Below are 13,077 nucleotides of genomic sequence, written 5' to 3'. Positions count from 1 at the left end.
AGAAGGTGCCAGGATCTCGGCATGGTTGTGCGTGGGTTGAGTTTTGGGGCTGTGGCGGAGGCTTACGAGCGGTTTCGGCCTGGGTATCCGGTGGAACTCCTCGAGCTGGTGACGGCGTACGCCGGTGGGCCGATCCGGACGGCGCTCGAGATTGGGGCCGGGACGGGTAAGGCGACGCGGCTGTTCGTGGAGGGCGGGATCGCGGTTACGGCGACCGAGCCTGATGCGGCGATGCTGGCGGAGCTGCGGAAGCATCTACCTAGCAGCGTCATGACCGTGCAGGCCGCCTTCGAAGATCTGCCGCTGGATTCGTCGTACGACCTGGTGTATTCGGCCGCGGCGCTCCACTGGACAAAACCTGAAGGCCGGTGGGAGCGCATGGCCGCGCTTGTCCGGCCTGGTGGTGTGTTCACCTCGTTCGGCGTACCCATCGGGCTGGCCGACCCGGACCTCGACGAGGCCGCGCGTGCCGCACGTGCGCCGTACCTGGGGGACGACGGCGTCCCGTCGCCCGACGGCACATCCGCGGAACTCTCGATGCAGTGGCCCGGTACGGAGCTCCAGCAGTCCGAGTGGTTCAGCGATGTCCGGCAGGTCGTGATCGAACGGCGCCTGACGATGAGCGCCCACGACTATGTCGGGCACCTCTCAACAGTGTCGGCGTACGTGCTCCTCGCACCCGCCGACCGGGACGAGGTCTTCCGCCGAACCCTCGAGGTCCTCCCCGAAACCGTTGAAATCAACGGCCAGATCGACGTCCATCTCGCCCGCCGCCAGTGATCGTCGGGTCGTAGTGGACGGACAGACTGACGCTCACGTCTGCCCGTGCCTCTAGCACTCGGACTCGTACGTCGGTCGGCGTGATCGGCTCTTGAAGTGGAAGCAGCCGGCGATGGCCGACCGTCGTACCTTCCGCGACCTGGGTCCAGGAACCGTCGATCAGTGCGTCCACAGCGAATGACTCGACTTGCTGACCGTCTTCGATGTTCTCGCGAACGTCGATCACGTTAATGGTTGCCGGCAGCACCAAGTCGGTGTCGTAGTACTCCCGCACCGCGTTGCCGAACTCCGCCAGCCGTTCGACGTCCGGTTGGGCGAACAGTCCACGGCGGTCCGGCGGGACATTCAGCAGCAGTACGGCGTTCCGCCCGACTGACTTCCGATAGATGTCGAGCAACTCCGCGACGGACTTCACCGCCGCATCCTCAGCAGCGTGGTAGAACCACCCCGGCCGGATGGACACGTCGACCTCAGCCGGATACCACCGGAGCTCATCCGCCTTCCGCAACTGCTCGGGACCAGCGACATCTACGTCCGTCTCCGCAGCAACCATCCGACCGTCAGCGAACGGTATGACACTCCACTCGGTCTCCCGCGCGAACCCGTCCTCGTTCCCCACCCACCGCGCGTCCGGCCCACCGATCGCGATAGTCGCCTCCGGAGCCAACCGCCGAATCAGATCGAACCACGCTTCGTAGTCATACGTCTGCGCACTACTAGTCGGATTAGCCCCATCCAACCAGACCTCGGCAATCGGCCCGTACTCCGTCAACAACTCGTACAGCTGGTTGAGGTAATACCGGTTGTAGTCGTCCACGTCGTAACGCAACGGACCATCGTCCGGTCCGATCGTCGACGGCACCACCGCACTACCGTTCCCGTAGTACCCGCCGGCCGCCTTCTCCTGATAAAGATCCGCCGGCGACAAATAAACCCCGAACCCAAGCCCCGCGGCCTGACACGCCACCGACAACTCGGCAACAACGTCTCCCCGATAGGGGCTAGCGGCAACCGTATGCGCCACATACCGGCTAGGCCAAAGACAAAACCCATCATGATGCTTAGCCGTCAATATCACACTCTTGAACCCCGCCGCGCGCAACGCCCCCACCCACTGCGAGCAATCCAACTCCTCCGGCGCAAAAACCCCCGGATCATCAACCCCAGTCCCCCACTCCAACCCGGTAAAAGTATTCGGCCCAAAATGAACGAACGCCGTCAACTCCTGCCCCTGCCAAGCAACTTGCCGCCCCGAAGGCCAAACCATCGAGGCCTTACGCCGCAACTCGTCCGGCCCATCAGACGACTCAACCTTGACCTGCATCAGACAAGAGCCCTTCTCAGTGCGAGGAGTAGAGGACCTGCAAACCAGCGAACCAGCGAACGCGAGCCATCACGCACGCCTGACCCTCAAGCCGAGCCAGCCGGCGGGGCTGATGTTTGTGCGCTGACACCAGCCTTGTCAAGCATTTGCTTCCTTGACGGTGACTGGGCCGTAGAGGAGTGTTGAAGGTTGACGTGCGACTGCCGGAGCGTTCTTCGGCGGCGTAGCCAGTGGGGTGGAACGCGCGCGTCCTGAACTTCCGCTCTCTGCGCGGACGGGGGAATCAGATGGACAGCGACGAACCGTTGCGAGATCCGTACGGCACCTCGCTCGGCGATCTGGCATCGGCGGAGCGCCTCTTTCGCCGGCGCGGCTTGCCGGCTTTCGCCCTCGGCTACGACCGACGGTATCCCCAGCAGGCCCGTCAACTCCTCGTCGCCTGCAGTGTCGCATCGTTGGCCATCTTCATACCCGTCGCCATCTTCGCATCCCAGTACTTCCGTTGGATGCTTGCTCTGCAGTTCATATTCCTCTGTATTCAAGCCTTTGCACTTCACCTGTCCCGACAGAGGCCGGAGTCTGTCGATACCAACCACTTTCTGGGGAGAACCAAGGATCGTTCGTGGAAGGCCCGGGCCTTCCGTCTCTTGATTCCCGGCGCCGTTTCGCTCTTCATCACCGGCATCGTGCTGGTCCAGAGCAGGTACACAGCAATCTTCGGCGGCTTCGCCGTGACGATCGCCTTCGCATCCGCAACCATGCTGTTCATGATGGGGGTCGGCAGCGGGATCTCGCTGCTGATCCACCTCGTACGGAGGCTCGGGCAGGGCTTCATGTCGAGCTCTGGCATAGCGGCACGCGAGATGCCGCTACTCTTTCCGTCGCTGCTTATCGTGTTCGTCACCGATGACGCATGGCGGCTGTTCGGCCGCATCGAAGGACTGCGGTACTGGATCGTCCTGGGCCTGCTCCTGCTCGTCGCTTCCCTTGTTCTTCTGGTCCGCACGCGCTCGGAGCGAAAGGCGATCCTCGAGATCGCGAGCCACGCGGACGCGGACCGGGAGGCCACCGTGAAAGGGTCACCACTAGGCCGATCCGTCGCCAACGGGCTCGATCGCTATGAAGCGACGTTGCCGATAGTAGTTCGTCGGAATACGCATCTGATGCTGATGAGCACCGCCGTACTGCGGGTGTCACTGGTCGGACTGGCCACCACCGCCGCCCTGATCGTCTTCGGCGTGTTCGTGGCGGATGCGCGCGCGACTGCTTCGCTGCTCGAAGTAGATATCGGCGACCTACGACCGCTGTACGAGGATGATCTGTTCGGGGCATCGATCATGGTGACCGAGCCGCTGGTGCGACTTACCGGAGTGCTTGGCGCCCTGGCCGCCTTGTACTTCTCGATCTCCGTGCCGCAGAGCTCTCATCGCGAGTTCGGCGAATCGCTCACCTTCCTGCGGGACGAGCTCGACGAAGCAGCCGACACCGTCCTGCTCTACACGTACTATCTGTCCGCGCATCTGGGGTCGGCCCGACAATCACCCCCGCCGCCACGCGAATCCGACGACAGGGGCGCATAGAGGTTGGTGATTGCCATCGCGGGCCGCACAAGGGTTAGAAAGAACCTTCGGTGCGAAATGAAACGCGCCGGCGGTTCTGCCCGATATGCCCGGTTAAGGGGGCAACGCCAGCAACGGGGAGTTTCGTTCCGGCGATGCCATGACACATATCGAAGGGCTGGAGCACCCAATGGCATACAGCTATCGTCTAGGCGCCATCGTCACCTACACGCGTGACGACGGTCAGCCCGGCCCGGGCGCGAGTGAGAAATTCAGCGCGGCCGAAGGATGGAAGGTAGATATCCAAGACGAGGGTTGTGTGGAAATCACCGGCTACCTGAGGAAGCCAGTCCCGCCCTCAAGAGCAATCCCCTGGCACCGAATCTGGGAAATCACAAGCCTGTCCTGATCCGACCTGGACCGCCTACCAACTCAGGCGCAGCAACCGAACTCGACCGGACTGTAGCGCTGACCGCGGCGCTACGGTCGCCGGTCCGCCGACGAGCTCGGCGCTATGCCCCGCACACATCAGTGTTGGCGGGAGGGTGGTCGACGCTGCACAGATATGGATTGCTGGCCTCTCGGTCGGCGGCCGAAATACCAGATACGACCTCCTTGCGGATCAGCAACCCTTGGCCCGCCGGTCGCAACTCGAACGTGTCGCCGACCCTTGCGCCTGGGTCATCCAACGGCCACGACGAGCCGTCCGAACCCCGCTTGCTGAGCGTCAGGATCTTGCCTGTCAGAACTTTGCCGTCGCTCGAGGCGGTGAATCGGACAGTCGTGTACGTCGTACACATCACCGAAGGACCGCCGGTATTGATGTCGAAATTGCACGGGCCCGAGTTCCAGTTTTCACGGCCGGTCCCGTTGCGAGAGATCGTCAACTGGTAACCATGCACCCGCCAATCGCCTGTGAACCGGGCAATGCTCGGCCTGTCGACTCGTGTGAAGATCGTGATCCGCCGCGCATTCGGATCCTGGAGTACGTCAGCGATCGCGTCGGCCAGCGTGAACGCCACGGACGCGAGGGTCAGGTAGGCATTCAAGCGGCGGAACACCAAGGAGCCCGCCCGATACAGAGGCTGGCTGATCTTCGCCCAGTCGCCAGATGACAGCCTTGAGCGCAGGACAGTCACGATGTCGTTGTAGTGGGTGATCCCGCATTTCACGACGGACGCAATGGTGGTCGCGACGTCGATCGCCTTGGCCCGGAACAGCGGGTCCGCGATCGCGTCGTTGAAACACACGGTCAGGAAGGCGGCCGCCGCGATCGTCCGGACCTGCTTGCTGAACGGGACCTCCTCAAGTGCTTGCCATGCCACGCCGTACGCGAGCGCGGAGGTACTGACGACGCCCTGCAGAGCGATCGTCGTTCCGCTGGCAGGCTTGTCGTAGTCGAACTCGACTTGCTGCCCCGGCATCAGAAACACAGTCCGGTCTGCCGCCGGGTCAGAGAGCTTGGACATCCACTCCCCCGCGGTCGCCAGCACTCCGCCCGCACCGCCCGACGTCTGCTTCTTCCACTTCACCGACGAGGTGATGGCCATACCAGTTCCGCGGTTGTTCGTCAGCTTGACCACCAGAACCTGCGGGTTCTTGGAGTCCCGGCCCGAACAGACCAGGATCGGCGGATCGCCCTTCTGCGAGATATAGATGATGTCGGTCGCCCAATCGGGCCGCTTGCCGCCACAGTGAGGCGCCTCGCCACGCACTCCGAGGAAGCCGGCGACGGCCGGCTCGATCGCCTCGACAACCACCGAGTACCAACTCAGGTGCGTGATCGAAGCGGTGAGCGTCATCCGGTCGGCCGACAGCGCGCTCTTCACCGGTACGACGGGTACCCGACTCGGATCGCCGCGCACGATCGTCGCGATCGACGCAGCGGGCAGGGGGATCGCGAACGTGTACTTGAGGACCATCGGCTTCAGCGGCTGCCCAGTCCCGAGCCGGAGGTCGATACCGTCGTCCAGCGAAACCCCGCGGACAAGTTGAATCCGTCCGGGGATCGGCGTACCGGCCAAGGTCGTGTCCGAGGTACTGACACCCGCCGGCGCGGCTACCTCGAACTGTCTTGATTTCAACGTGTTCCCGCGTGCCGGCCCAACTGACACAGACACAACGCTCGTCGCTTTCCCCGTCGCCACAACCGAAGCTGTCCCCGACTCCGGCTCCGAGCCCTCAGTCTCATCCGCCGGTCGCGCCGTACAGGAAGCAGCCAACACACAGGCCGCCAACGCACCAGCCAACACCCGCAGCCCCATCCCCGTTCCCCCATCCCCGCCCCGAGCATGGCACCACCGCACCAGAACTGTCGAGAGCCCATGCGCGAGGGAGATCCTCCCTGCCCAAGGCTGTTCTCCGGGCCCTTCTTCGGGTCCGTGCACGGCTTGCCGGCGCCGCGACGTTGGACAACGACAAGGCCTGACCTACAGACGTGAGGTTTGCGTGTCTCAGTCGTCGTGCCAGCAGCCTGTCGATCGAGCAGGCCGCCCGGCTGCCTCAGGCGGGTCTGCGACCCGACGCCAGGCTCATCGGAGAAGTTCCACGAGGGTCGCGATGATGATGCAGCAGGATGCCAAACCGAGGAGCCAGGTGGCGAAGCGCACCCACCTGTATTTGACTCGGGCGACTCTCGACATCGCCCAGATCTGATCCGACAGTGTCTGCTCCAGGGCGGCGGGATCACGCAGAGTTGGGAGGATCCACTCCCGGTACGCCTTGGCGTCCTCACATTGCGAGGCGACGTGATTGAAATAGAACGGCGAAGCTGGATAGACCAGCCCGAGGCGCGGCACGACGGCCCACAGCGCCAGGAGGCCGCTCAAGACAGCCACCACGAGTGCCGGAAGAAGTAGAGCAGTGACGTCGTCTGACGACTGGGCGACCACAGCGATCAGGACGCCGTCGCCTGCCAAAACGGCTCCTGCCTTGGCGTCGGCGAACTTGATCCAGTCGTTGACTGTTTGCAGTACCTGCCAAAGACTGGCGATGGATTCAGGCGCTGCCGTGAACCCATCCAGTTGTCCACTTGTTGCCATAGCCGCCCCCACGGTCCAACATACTGCGCACATGCGCGATCTGCGAGTACATCGGCCCTCTATGAGAGACCATTCACCCTCAAACGATCAGCTCAAACGTTTGGTCATCTGCCAAGTCCAAGCACGGGGTTGTATTCCCCTGTAGCCACGCCGCACGGAAGCGCAACTCACCTACTCTGCAGGACATACGAGCGCCGTCGACTGGCAGGGCGGTTGCTCCCACAATGAGCGTATGTGCAAATTTATCTTGCATAAGACACCGTGGGTGGAATAGTCGCCTGCGAAGATGGCGAGGAGTCAACTGCTGACAGAAATTGGCTCGTAGCCGGCCCGGCGCGACTTGCACCGGCAGTCGAGGACTTTCGGCCCTAGTGGCGCGGGGCGTCGTCAGGTGACTGTGGACGGGTGGACGGTTGTGTCCGCTGTCTGGAGGCGCGCCATGAGCACGGTGCAACAGTTCGACAGGTCCCGGCTGGAGATTCTCGGCGCCGCGGATTGTCTGCGGTTGCTCGGGTCGGTCCCGCTCGGCCGGCTGATCTACACGTACGCCGGTCTGCCCGCGGTTCGGTTGGTCAACTTCGTGCTCGACGACGACACGATCGTGTTCAGCACCGGTGAGGGCGACAAGTTCCGGGCGGCTGAGCGGGGTGATGTCGTCGCGTTCGAGGCCGACGACGTGGACATGGAGCGTCATCTGGGTTGGACAGTCACAGCCATCGGGCACTTGTCGGTCGTCACCACCGAAGAGAGCGCTGAGCTGCGCCGCAGGCTGCCGTTGCACTCGTGGCTGCCGATGGACGACCCGCAGCTCGTCCGGCTCGGAATCGAGTCTGTGCAGGGGCGCCGGCTGCTGCCTTGGGCTCAGCGTCCCAGTTCCCACAACCGGTGACGATGCGTAGGCTTGCCCCGTGGCCGAGGGGTCTGGGCGCGGTAGCTGGGACGAGGGGGCCTTGGAGTACGCCGGGCTGTCCCGGGTACGCCTTGATGCCCTGCTGCAGGAGTTGCTCGGGCGCGTCGACGACATCATGGAGTACCAGGAGCGGCTGCGTGCCCTCCTCGACGCGGTCGTCGGTATCGGCGCGGACCTCGACCTGAACAGCACCCTGGACCGCATCGTCACCGCGGCCTGCGAGCTCGCGGGGTCCCGGTACGGCGCTCTCGGTGTCGTCGGCCCCGACGGCAAGCGGCTCGTCCGCTTCATCACCCACGGCGTGTCCGACGAGGAGATCGCCGCGATCGGTCCGTACCCCGAGGGCCACGGCACCCTCGGTCTCCTGATCGAGCACCCCGAGCCGATCAGGATGCACGACCTCGCCGAGCACCCCAGGTCGTACGGCTTCCCCGCCAACCACCCGCCGATGAAGAGCTTCCTCGGCGTCCCGATCCGCACCCGCGAACACGCCTTCGGCAACCTGTACCTGACCGAGAAGACCGGCGGCGCGGATTTCACCGAGGACGACGAGCGCGTCGTCACCGCCCTGGCTGCCGCAGCGGGCGTCGTGATCGACAACGCCCGCCTGTACGCCGATACCGAGCAACGCCGGCGCTGGCACGAGGTCACTGCGGAGATCACCCAGTTGATGCTCGGCGACTTCGACACCGACCAAGCGCTGCAACTGATCGCGAAGCGCTCGCGCGAGGTCTCGGGTGCCCAGGTCGCCGCCGTACTGCTGGCTGACGGCGAGGAGCTGGTCGTGCGAGCCGTCGAGGGGCCACCGCGGTTCGCCCGGTACGTCGGGCGCCGCATCCCCGCCGATCTGCCGGTGATCGGCCGCGCCACGTCAGGCACCGGCGAGCAGATCGTTATCGAGGACCTCGCGCAGTTCCTGAAGGACGCCGGCGGGCTGTCCGAGTTCCCCGAAGGCGTCACGCTCGCCCGGACAACGATGGCTCCCCTGCCGCCCGGCAACACCGGCACCGGCGGCCTCCTCGCCGTCGCCGTCGGGCAAGGCGCAAACGTTGCCGATGGCGCCGACCTGGTGCGGATGTTCGCCGGTCAGGCCACGCTCGCCCTCGAGCGCGCGCAGGCGCAACGCGATCGCGACATGCTCGCCGTACTCGAGGACCGCGACCGGATCGCTCGCGACCTGCACGACCTGGTCATCCAGCGCCTTTTCGCCACCGGGCTGCAACTCCAGGGCATGCAGCGACTCGTCCGGCCCGAGCATCAGCAACGACTCAGCCGCGCGGTCGAGGACATCGACGCCACGATCCACGATCTCCGGGCCGCGATCTTCGAGCTCCAGCAGCCGCCCGACTCCAGCTCGCTCCGCGGCGACGTGCAAGCGCTCGTTGCGGAGTACTCCGAGCCACTCGGCTTCCGGCCCAAGCTGATCTGCACCGGCCCGATCGACACCGTCGTACCGGCCCCCGTGCGACCACAGATCCTCGCCACCGTCCGGGAGTCCCTGTCCAATGTCGTCCGGCACGCCAAGGCATCACAGGTGACCGTCGAGATCACAGTCCAGGCCGGAGGAGTCGTTGCCCGCATCTCCGACGACGGCACCGGCATCGGCGCCCGCACCCGCAGGAGCGGCCTGCGCAACCTGACCGAGCGCGCCCAGGCACTCGGCGGCACCGTCCGCATCGCCGACAACCAGCCGTACGGCACGGTCGTGGAGCTCACCGCACCAACTGACTAACGGCCTCCCAGGTTGGGACTCTTGACCGCAGCGCGACTCACCTCCCACCGGCGAACCTGAAGAAGGAGAACCAGTGGGAGGAGCACCCCGTGTCCGAGCAACTGCCGACCGAAGACGTCAGCGTCCTGCTCGCGGCGGCCATCGCCGCGCCGAGTATGCACAACACCCAACCGTGGCGGTTCGAGGTCGAGGGCCACGTGATCGACATCTTCCTGGACGGATCACGCACGCTGCCCGCTGAGGACCCGACCGGCCGGGCGATGCGAATTGCCGCCGGCGCCGCAGCGTTCAACCTGCGGTGTGCGGCCGAAAGCCTCGGGTACGGCGCCTGGTTCGGGCTGGCGCCGTACCCGGAGGAACCTGATCTGCTGGCCCGCATCGTCATCGAGCCCACCGAGAACCGCAACGAAGACCTGTGCGACCTCGCCGAGCAGATCCCATACCGCCACACCGACCGCCACCCCGCCGACACGACGCCACTGGCCGAGGACGTGCGGGTCAAGCTGATGCAGGCCGCGTACGCCGAGGGCGCTCGGCTCACCTGGCTCGGCGACGGCGAGGTTCATGGAGTCCTCGACCTGGTGCTCGAGAGCGACCTGCGCGAGGTCCACGACTGGCACCGGCGAGCCGAACGCGCCCACTGGGTCGGCGGCGATCGCGCCGTCGACGGTGTGCCGAGCACGGCGCTCGGACCGCGGTCGAGCAGCTATCCCGCGGCGGTGCGGGACATGGGCACCCGCCCGGCCGATCGACTCCGCGACGAACGACGGTTCGAGGAGCACCCCGAACTCGCCGTACTCTCCACCGACTTCGACGAACCGGCCGACCAGGTCACCGCCGGCGCCGCCCTCGAACGCGTGCTGCTGACCGCGACGCGGGACGGCGTCAGTGCGTCATTCCTCAACCAGCCGCTCGAGTACGACGAGCTGCGCAACAAGGTGCAGCGCCTGACCGAGCAACCCGGCCACGCCCACATGATCATCCGATTCGGCCGCAGCCGCACCCACAGCGGCACCGCCCGCCGGCCGGTCGCCGACTTCCTACCGAAGGAGCAGTCATGACCACACTGCGCGAGGAGATCGACCGCTGGGAGGCCGACCTCGACAACATCGCCGAAGCCAGCCAGTACAACGACTGGTTCCTCGAAGAACGACGCCTGGCCGAAGCCCTGCACACGATCACCGCCTTCCGCGAGCGCATCATCCCGATACTCGCCGCAAAGCAACCGCACGGCAACGTGATCGTCGTTGAGATCGAGCACCTCGTCGACGCCCTCGAAGTCCTCCGCGACGACCTGTACAGGACGGTTCATCCGCCCGACTCGTACCTCGCGGTCGCCGAGAAAGTGGCCGCACTGCGATCCCTCGCCCGAGTCGCCGCCAGTCTCGACCGCACCCTCGAAGACGTCCCGTGACCACGGCCGGGCGCGACGTCACCAGCCGGGCGCCTCATCGGCTGAGTCAGCTCTGCGGATGCTTCTTCGTGTGCTCGATCGCGAAGACGGCGGCTTCCGTGCGGCGTTCCAGGTTGAGCTTGCGTAGCAACGAGGAGACGTAGTTCTTCACGGTTTTCTCTGCCAGGAACAGGGACTGGGCGATCTGGCGGTTGGTCTTGCCTTCGGCGATCTCGGCGAGGATGCGGCGTTCCTGCTCGGTCAGCGTCGCGTACCTCGGGTCCACGGCCTCGGCCGGGTGCCGGAGCCGGTCCAGGACCTTGGCGGTCATGCTCGGGTCCAGCAATGACTCGCCGGCGGCGAGACGGCGTACGGCGTCGACGAGGGCCTGGCCATGGATCTGCTTCAGCAGGTACCCGGCCGCGCCGGCCATGATCGCGGTGAACAGCGCCTCGTCGTCGGAGAACGACGTCAGCATCAGACAGGCAGGCGGCTGGTCCATCTGCGAGCGGACCTCACGGCAGACCGAGATGCCGTCGCCGTCGGGCAGCCGCACATCAAGGACGGCGACATGGGGACGTACGGCGGGGATCCGGGCGATCGCCTCCGCAGCCGTCGCAGCATCGCCGACCACCTCGATGTCCGGCTCTGCGTCGAGCAGCTGGTGCAGTCCCAGCCGGACCACCTCGTGGTCGTCAAGCAGGAACACCTTGATCGTCATCGCCGTCCCCTTCGGAGTCACGCGCCGTACCCACCCGGTCGAGCGCTCGCCCCAGCATCTCGCCCCCACCACGCTACTCGCCAGGGACCACAGTCCCGGTCCATCCGGGACCTTCGGCAGCCCTCGGTCCGCTCGAGCGCATCATCAGGCGACCTTCGCCGAGCCGGTCAGCTGCCGGCCGAGCTCCGCGCCCCAGTGCTCCGCGCGCTCGATCTCGACGTCGCGGATCGGACCGGTCGTCTCGTTCACGAAGAAGCTGTCGGTACTCAGCAGCCGGAACCCCATCCGGCGCAGGACCTTGGCCGCCGAGCGCGCCGCCGAGCCCGGCAACCGGCGTACCTTGGCGATCCGGGTATCGAACGTCGCCACCCGCAGCGCATCCGCGCGTCCGGCAGGTTCCAGCGCCGCCAGCCACTCGCGGATGCCGACCTCGATCGGCGTCACCAGATCGCCCTGCTTGACTGCCTCCTGGCGGGTGGACAGCCGGCTCATCGAGAACGCGTGCGTCGGTCCCCCGACGACCAGCAACCGAACCCCCTCGGGTACGGCGACAGGCGCCCGATTCACGGCGACCGTCTCGGCCGGCACGTACTGCCGCAGACCGTCGCGGATCGCCCGCGCGATCCGCTCGGTGTTGCCGAACATGGACTCGTACACAATCAACGCACGAACTGTCCCGGACATGGTGTTGCCTCCGATCAATGCGTCGGTACGGCGGCCTGCGCGTGCCTGCGCGGCCGCTCGGTGTCTGTCAGGTGGTGCGGGACGATCGCGATCGGACACGTCATCGCAGCCACCGAGCGCCGAGCGACCGGGTCGATCGGCAACGGGCCACTGTGCGCGCCGACAACGACCAGGCCGACCTCTGCACTCTCGTGCACCAGTGCGGCCGCCGGTTGCCGGCTGCTCAGGAATCGCGTGACCTGCACGTCCGGGAACCGGCTGGTCCACGGTGCCAGGGTCTCGGACACCATGTAGTCCGCCCGGCTGAGCCAGGAGCAGTCCGGATCGTCGTCGGAGAAGGCGCGCTCAGCCGGCACCCCGGCGTGGACGACGATCAGGTCGCCCTCCCGGCCTGCCGCGACGCCGAACGCGAACTCCAGCGCCTCGCTCGACAACGCCGTACCATCGATGCCGACGGCAACCTTCCGGTCGGCCAGACATGGCTTCCAGGACATCGGCACGACGACCACCGGACAGCCGGCCCTTGCGGCCAGCGTCAGGTTGGCCTGGGTATGCACCAGGCGCTGCGGACCACGGCTACGGGATCGTCCGACCACCAGCATCCGGGCCTTCCGCGCCGCGTGAGCGAGCACCCGCAGGCGCGAGCCTTCCTCGGTGACCGCGGCCAGCTCGGTCGCGTATCCGTCGTGGTGACGGACATGTGCTACCGCGGCGCGCACCGCGTCGTCGGCCAGCTCGGCCGGCGACTTCGGTGCACACCCCGGCAGCATCGGCGAGGACGAGCCGTGCGCCGAGTACGGAGCGACGAGTACCAGCTCCGCACCCACCCGAAGCGCTTCGGCGGACGCATAGTCCACTACGCGACGGTTCTCGGCGCTTCCGTCGACTTCGACCACTACAGGTCCGGTCCGGTTCCAGTCACTCATCGCTCTC

Annotated in this window: 12 protein-coding genes; 6 read left to right on the top strand and 6 right to left on the bottom strand. The window is 66.0% G+C overall.

Features of this window, described 5'->3' with window-relative positions; translation table 11 throughout:
• Window positions 1-51: 51 nt before the first annotated feature.
• Window positions 52-780, top strand: coding sequence for a class I SAM-dependent methyltransferase (locus ACQPYH_RS20035; protein ID WP_432893404.1), 729 nt, complete (start codon window positions 52-54; stop codon window positions 778-780).
• Here ACQPYH_RS20035 and ACQPYH_RS20030 read toward each other — a convergent pair.
• Complete coding sequence (locus ACQPYH_RS20030) at window positions 740-2,047, bottom strand: alpha-L-fucosidase (RefSeq protein ID WP_432894435.1); 1,308 nt, start codon at window positions 2,045-2,047, stop codon at window positions 740-742. The two genes, ACQPYH_RS20035 and ACQPYH_RS20030, sit on opposite strands and share 41 nt — an antisense overlap.
• Window positions 2,048-2,391: 344 nt before the next feature.
• On the opposite strand from ACQPYH_RS20030, the gene ACQPYH_RS20025 reads away from it, so the two are divergent.
• The gene (locus ACQPYH_RS20025) at window positions 2,392-3,684 is read left to right on the top strand and encodes a hypothetical protein (protein WP_432893403.1); all 1,293 of its coding nucleotides are present in this window, start codon (window positions 2,392-2,394) and stop codon (window positions 3,682-3,684) included.
• Window positions 3,685-4,175: 491 nt separating this feature from the next.
• Here ACQPYH_RS20025 and ACQPYH_RS20020 read toward each other — a convergent pair whose 3' ends face one another.
• Both ACQPYH_RS20020 and ACQPYH_RS20015 read right to left on the bottom strand, forming a co-directional pair.
• Window positions 4,176-5,747: a hypothetical protein gene (locus ACQPYH_RS20020; protein WP_432893400.1), complete on the bottom strand. Its 1,572-nt coding sequence runs from the start codon at window positions 5,745-5,747 to the stop codon at window positions 4,176-4,178.
• A gap of 447 nt (window positions 5,748-6,194) precedes the next feature.
• Window positions 6,195-6,704: a Pycsar system effector family protein gene (locus ACQPYH_RS20015; RefSeq protein ID WP_432893397.1), complete on the bottom strand. Its 510-nt coding sequence runs from the start codon at window positions 6,702-6,704 to the stop codon at window positions 6,195-6,197.
• Between the two features lie 439 nt (window positions 6,705-7,143).
• Between ACQPYH_RS20015 and ACQPYH_RS20010 the strand changes: the two genes are divergently transcribed.
• The 4 genes from ACQPYH_RS20010 (at window position 7,144) to ACQPYH_RS19995 (ending at window position 10,760) form a co-directional block, all read left to right on the top strand.
• Complete coding sequence (locus ACQPYH_RS20010; protein WP_432893394.1) at window positions 7,144-7,593, top strand: pyridoxamine 5'-phosphate oxidase family protein; 450 nt, start codon at window positions 7,144-7,146, stop codon at window positions 7,591-7,593.
• Window positions 7,594-7,612: 19 nt separating this feature from the next.
• Window positions 7,613-9,346: a GAF domain-containing sensor histidine kinase gene (locus tag ACQPYH_RS20005; RefSeq protein WP_432893391.1), complete on the top strand. Its 1,734-nt coding sequence runs from the start codon at window positions 7,613-7,615 to the stop codon at window positions 9,344-9,346.
• 89 nt (window positions 9,347-9,435) lie between these two features.
• Window positions 9,436-10,407: an Acg family FMN-binding oxidoreductase gene (locus tag ACQPYH_RS20000; protein WP_432893389.1), complete on the top strand. Its 972-nt coding sequence runs from the start codon at window positions 9,436-9,438 to the stop codon at window positions 10,405-10,407.
• Window positions 10,404-10,760, top strand: coding sequence for a hypothetical protein (locus ACQPYH_RS19995; protein WP_432893386.1), 357 nt, complete (start codon window positions 10,404-10,406; stop codon window positions 10,758-10,760). Before ACQPYH_RS20000 ends, ACQPYH_RS19995 begins: the two co-directional genes overlap by 4 nt.
• Window positions 10,761-10,806: 46 nt before the next feature.
• On the opposite strand, the gene ACQPYH_RS19990 is transcribed toward ACQPYH_RS19995, so the two are convergent.
• The 3 genes from ACQPYH_RS19990 to ACQPYH_RS19980 all read right to left on the bottom strand — a co-directional run bounded on the left by ACQPYH_RS19990 (window position 10,807) and on the right by ACQPYH_RS19980 (window position 13,070).
• Complete coding sequence (locus ACQPYH_RS19990; protein ID WP_432893383.1) at window positions 10,807-11,460, bottom strand: response regulator; 654 nt, start codon at window positions 11,458-11,460, stop codon at window positions 10,807-10,809.
• Window positions 11,461-11,604: 144 nt separating this feature from the next.
• Window positions 11,605-12,144: a flavodoxin family protein gene (locus ACQPYH_RS19985; protein WP_432893380.1), complete on the bottom strand. Its 540-nt coding sequence runs from the start codon at window positions 12,142-12,144 to the stop codon at window positions 11,605-11,607.
• A 14-nt stretch (window positions 12,145-12,158) separates the two neighbouring features.
• Window positions 12,159-13,070 carry a universal stress protein gene (locus tag ACQPYH_RS19980; RefSeq protein WP_432893377.1) on the bottom strand — a complete coding sequence of 304 codons (912 nt, stop codon included), beginning with the start codon at window positions 13,068-13,070 and terminating at the stop codon, window positions 12,159-12,161.
• Window positions 13,071-13,077: the final 7 nt, after the last annotated feature.

The sequence above is a fragment of the Kribbella sp. CA-245084 genome (assembly GCF_050942355.1).
Lineage (GTDB): Bacteria > Actinomycetota > Actinomycetes > Propionibacteriales > Kribbellaceae > Kribbella.
This window is presented reverse-complemented; position numbering and strand designations above follow the sequence as displayed.

Bases quoted from the DNA above. Each gene is read 5' to 3' on its own strand.
- ACQPYH_RS19980 (WP_432893377.1), bottom strand. From the start codon at position 13,070: ATGAGTGACTGGAACCGGACCGGACCTGTAGTGGTCGAAGTCGACGGA.
- ACQPYH_RS19985 (WP_432893380.1), bottom strand. From the start codon at position 12,144: ATGTCCGGGACAGTTCGTGCGTTGATTGTGTACGAGTCCATGTTCGGC.
- ACQPYH_RS20030 (WP_432894435.1), bottom strand. From the start codon at position 2,047: ATGGTTTGGCCTTCGGGGCGGCAAGTTGCTTGGCAGGGGCAGGAGTTG.
- ACQPYH_RS19990 (WP_432893383.1), bottom strand. From the start codon at position 11,460: ATGACGATCAAGGTGTTCCTGCTTGACGACCACGAGGTGGTCCGGCTG.
- ACQPYH_RS20025 (WP_432893403.1), top strand. From the start codon at position 2,392: ATGGACAGCGACGAACCGTTGCGAGATCCGTACGGCACCTCGCTCGGC.
- ACQPYH_RS20010 (WP_432893394.1), top strand. From the start codon at position 7,144: ATGAGCACGGTGCAACAGTTCGACAGGTCCCGGCTGGAGATTCTCGGC.
- ACQPYH_RS19995 (WP_432893386.1), top strand. From the start codon at position 10,404: ATGACCACACTGCGCGAGGAGATCGACCGCTGGGAGGCCGACCTCGAC.
- ACQPYH_RS20015 (WP_432893397.1), bottom strand. From the start codon at position 6,704: ATGGCAACAAGTGGACAACTGGATGGGTTCACGGCAGCGCCTGAATCC.